General features: G+C 33.2%; 4 protein-coding genes and 1 pseudogene. All 5 read right to left on the reverse strand.

The window, feature by feature from the left end:
* Positions 1 to 368: 368 nt before the first annotated feature.
* The 5 genes and pseudogenes from BHE89_RS10520 to BHE89_RS27000 all read right to left on the reverse strand — a co-directional run bounded on the left by BHE89_RS10520 (position 369) and on the right by BHE89_RS27000 (position 4,283).
* Positions 369 to 1,118: a hypothetical protein gene (locus tag BHE89_RS10520; protein WP_128860456.1), complete on the reverse strand. Its 750-nt coding sequence runs from the start codon at positions 1,116 to 1,118 to the stop codon at positions 369 to 371.
* Between the two features lie 263 nt (positions 1,119 to 1,381).
* The gene (locus tag BHE89_RS10525; protein ID WP_128860457.1) at positions 1,382 to 1,645 is read right to left on the reverse strand and encodes a fimbrial protein; all 264 of its coding nucleotides are present in this window, start codon (positions 1,643 to 1,645) and stop codon (positions 1,382 to 1,384) included.
* 10 nt (positions 1,646 to 1,655) lie between these two features.
* Positions 1,656 to 1,994, reverse strand: a complete 339-nt coding sequence (locus tag BHE89_RS10530) for a fimbrial protein (protein ID WP_128860458.1) — start codon at positions 1,992 to 1,994, stop codon at positions 1,656 to 1,658.
* Positions 1,995 to 2,116: 122 nt separating this feature from the next.
* Positions 2,117 to 3,202 carry a fimbria/pilus outer membrane usher protein gene (locus tag BHE89_RS10535; RefSeq protein WP_128860459.1) on the reverse strand — a complete coding sequence of 362 codons (1,086 nt, stop codon included), beginning with the start codon at positions 3,200 to 3,202 and terminating at the stop codon, positions 2,117 to 2,119.
* Positions 3,132 to 4,283 (reverse strand): annotated as a pseudogene (locus BHE89_RS27000) (fimbria/pilus outer membrane usher protein). Before BHE89_RS27000 ends, BHE89_RS10535 begins: the two are co-directional and overlap by 71 nt.
* Between the last annotated feature and the right edge of the window lie 14 nt (positions 4,284 to 4,297).

Here is a 4,297-nt window from a genome sequence, read left to right on the forward strand (position 1 = left end):
GTTGTTTTTTAATAAAAATAAAAAAAGGTGAGAATTTATCTAAATTCTTATAATTGATAAAATCATTCACCTTTATATTAACTTAATATATTTTTTAATTATACTCCATCTGAATATTTACAACACTTTTTACATTTCCAGCCTTTACCGTTGATGATGGCTCAGGTGCATATTCTGCATTGAATAAAAGAGGTAAGAACATCTGCAGTAATATTATAAGCAACTGGCTCACCCGCTTTTATGGTTTTATTATATATATCGACTATCTTAAAACCAATGCCTTTGGCAGGATTATTAGTTTCTGTATTTTTTAAAAAACAGTTCTATTACTATCTACTGTTGTGCCTATAAAGGTAATATTTATTGTATTATTTGTAGTTACACTGTAAATTTATTGGTATTCTTTTTGATGTATTTGCACCCGCGTTATAATTATCAAGAGTAATAGATGCAGAAGGGGTAGAAAAGTCACAGGTTGGCTCTAATATTCGTACTTCACTAGATGTTCTTACTGGCACTAAAACATTAAAAGCCTCATCAGCGCCAGGAAGATCGGCTCTTCCTCTTAGCTCCATTTTAAATAATTCAGTCCCTGCTGGAATGATGCCGGCAGTAGGTTTAAATCTAAATACGTTAGCTGTTATTTGATTATTTGCTATCTTATACCATTGCTTAATATTATTTGGATGCCTAATTGAGCCACTATATACACCACCAATATCAGAGTTATCTTTCCCCCCTGTATATGGTAATAAATATTGGTCATTTAGTAATTCTTGTGAAACTCTAGGAGACCATACACCAAACACATTGTAATTTTGCCAATTATCATTAGTCTTAAATTCCCTTATTTCTTTTGATTGAGCAAGTGAACATTTCACGGCTACATTAGCCGATATTCCTTTCGCTGCGTCGCTTGGTTTTATAACTGGCGGTAATCCGACTACATAAAGTGCCTGATCGGATGGTAAAATACTTCCAGAAGGCAATCCATATTCTCGCGCTCCCTCATAGGAGATAGAAGGACTAATGTCACCACAATAAATTTTCCAATCTGCATAGGAGTAAGTACTTACAGAAAATAAAGCAAATGTTAGAATTAATGACTTATATTTCATAATAAAACTCTCTATAATTGGCTAAGCCCAAGTATATGTAACATTAATAATTGATTGTAATGTTCCAGATGAAGTCGGACCGTTTAATTTAATAACCCTAGCAGACAGATTAAATATGACTGTACTATTATTTACATTACCTATTTTTTTATTTATAGAATCACCTGAACGAATTAGCACTGAATTATCCTTGTTTCTAATTTGTACGCCGACATTCGTTGATGTTCCTTTGTTAATAAAATATCTGTTTTGCAACATTATAGTCACCCGAAAAATACAGCCGAAACATTATTTGTTACATTAGGGCAATTAGTCATAGTAATATCAAAATCCACCCAATCTGAATAAGGGTTTAGTTTATAAGTAAAAATATCACCTAAATCGACGACTTTATTTGATGGAATAATAGTACACGGCTTAGCTAATACTTTTCCATAAATCGTGACAACCGAAGTTTTAATTTCTTTAGCATATGTTAATGAAGGCAAGCTGAATAAAAGTAGCATACTAATAATATATTTAGTCATAAAACCTTCTTTATAAGTATTCAAGAACGAAATTTGCAGTTGCTGTAAATTTACCCATTGTAACGGGTAAACGAACAGAGACTAATTCCGCATTTAAATTAATCACATTACTTACACTGGGTTGCAAGTCGACCATTACAGCTCTATTTTTATTAATAGGGATCTGCGTACCGTTAGCATTAGTTATCATAATGGCGACTCCTGTTGCTGCTGCTGGCACACTATCTAATTTTAATAAGTCACGATTAGAAGGATCTTGCTCACCATTAAAACTTAAATATGCCCCTCTCGCAGTTTCTCCACACCGACTTAATACAATATTAAAACTTTTTTTTAGGTCCTCTACGATCTAAATCTAAGAAATTTTTATTTGCATTAGAACCTAAATTAACAGTAAAGTTTTGGCTTCCTATTTCAACTTCACAAGAATTAGACCAAACTTGCCCTTTAATAGTTATTTGCGTTTGTGCTTTAGCAATACTTGATATAAAAGGCAAAAGAAAAATTATCGCTAAAAATATAAAGTGGTTTTTCCAGTTTCATTATTTCACCTTTCATCTTTATTGACATTTGAGCTGAGAAATTAACAATAGACTGGTTTTTCTCAATATTTGATAAGTCATATGTGAAGGAACAGGCTTGGTCTGCTTGGTTGCCCCATTTCACATTAATCATTCCTTTATCATTTAGACCTGCAATATAAGCTTGGCCAGCATCACCAACAAAAGAGGAAATACTTTTATTTTCTATCGTGGCAATAGCACCAAAAGGTACTGGATTTCCTTTATAAGTAATATTAATAAAGGCTTTATACCCCACCTGAGGATCAAAGCTTGCGAGTACTACAGCATCATTATCTGGTACTACGCTGACGATAGCATTTTCAATTTCAACATTTTTAGGTAGCTTAGTAATATCCAACTCTACTCTGTTTACACGATAGTTCGATGCATAAGGAATAAGTGCATAACCACGACTATCCGTTGAAATACCCCGATGTCCCGCAATTGGCGTATTACTCGCACCTGGCGCTTTAACTAAAATTGCCGTTTGATTTAGAGATTGTCCAAAGGTTATACCGTCAGAGTGAATTAAGGCCCCGCCTGACATACTATAATAGAGCTGTGAACTATCTTTATTATAAGAGTAGCCGACATTAGTGATCATTTTAGGTGAAAAATAGCTACCTGAAATACTACTTTGGTATAATGTTCTTTCATTCTTATTATACCCTTGCGATATATTGTAGCTTAATGCGTCATTCTCAAGTAAATTGCCACTTAATGTCATTTGATCGCTCAATGAACCATTTAAGTCAGAAACAAATGAATTACTAATATAACTATTTTTATAAATAGCTGTACTATCTGGTGATAAAAATAGACTCATCGGAACGGACATATTAAATGATAGCATTTGATCATTCTTATCATTCCATACCGTCTTATTATTAGAGTAGTTAGTACTAAAAGAGATCCCATTGTAACTAGTGGAATAACCAACTTGTAATAATGTCTCTTTTTTTAGACGTGTTCCAATATGTTTTATTCTCACCACTTAAATATATTGAACCAAATCCAACTGGCTGAGAGATGTTAATACTTGTTTTACCTTTTATTTTAAAGTTCAAGTCATAATAATAGTTATCATCATTGTCATATTTATCCGAATTCATATATTTATAGTTAGTATCATTAAAATCATAATAACCACTCGTTGAATAGCGATAGCCTGCAAAATGAATATCAGTATCTGTTTTTTCTAAATTCTTTTGATAAGATATTTCAAACTGTTGCCCGTCATGAGAACTGTTATCGGCAAGTTTTGAATGCGCTTGTGTAACAGAAAGGGATACCGCTCCTAACGTACCTAAATTTTTTTGCACTACCTAATGTAAAGCTATTATAATTTTTTGGATAATTGTGTACCACTAAAAAGAGTTAAATCATTCTTTAATCCATAATAGAATTCACCCATTACGAATTTATTTTTTTTCAACTTCAGCGCCTCCATTCCTGACTTCACCAAAATTAATAGCATACTGAAAACCACCTGCACGTTGCATATTGGGTAAAGAAGACCATGGAACCGTAAATGATTGAGTACTACCATCTGCTTCTTTTATTGTTACATATAAATCACCACCTGAGCCCACGGAATTTAAATCATTTATTTCAAAAGGACCCGCAGGCACCGTTTCTTGATAAATTTCATATCCGCTCTGTTTAATAGAAACAACCGCTGTTCCTTTCGCAATACCTCGGACAACAGGCGCAAAATTACGCAGACTATCAGGTAACATAGACTCTTCTGACGTCAGTTTAATCCCTCTAAAACTGACACCATCATATAAGTTTGATGATGTATAAGTATCCCCTATGATTAACCGCGAGCGCCATTGCCCTAAATCACGAGATAAGGTTGTATTAATATGATTGAAATCAGTTTTAGAGCCCTGTTTGCTACTATTATAATTCCATGTTGAATAGTCTCTTAATCTCCACGCACCAATATTTAAACCAGATCTTAAATTTAAATAATGTCGATTTGAAGAGCTACCTTTATAATCATAATTACCACCAGAATAATTATAATTAATGATAGCACTCGTAATCCATACTCCTTTGACTAGGAGGATATATCCTTTTGCTT

Origin of the sequence: Shigella sp. FC1967 (assembly GCF_001743005.1) — a bacterium.
GTDB lineage: Bacteria > Pseudomonadota > Gammaproteobacteria > Enterobacterales > Enterobacteriaceae > Proteus.

Excerpts from the sequence above, each read along its gene's own strand:
- BHE89_RS10525 (WP_128860457.1), bottom strand. The coding sequence starts at position 1,645 with ATGACTAAATATATTATTAGTATGCTACTTTTATTCAGCTTGCCTTCA.
- BHE89_RS10520 (WP_128860456.1), bottom strand. The coding sequence starts at position 1,118 with ATGAAATATAAGTCATTAATTCTAACATTTGCTTTATTTTCTGTAAGT.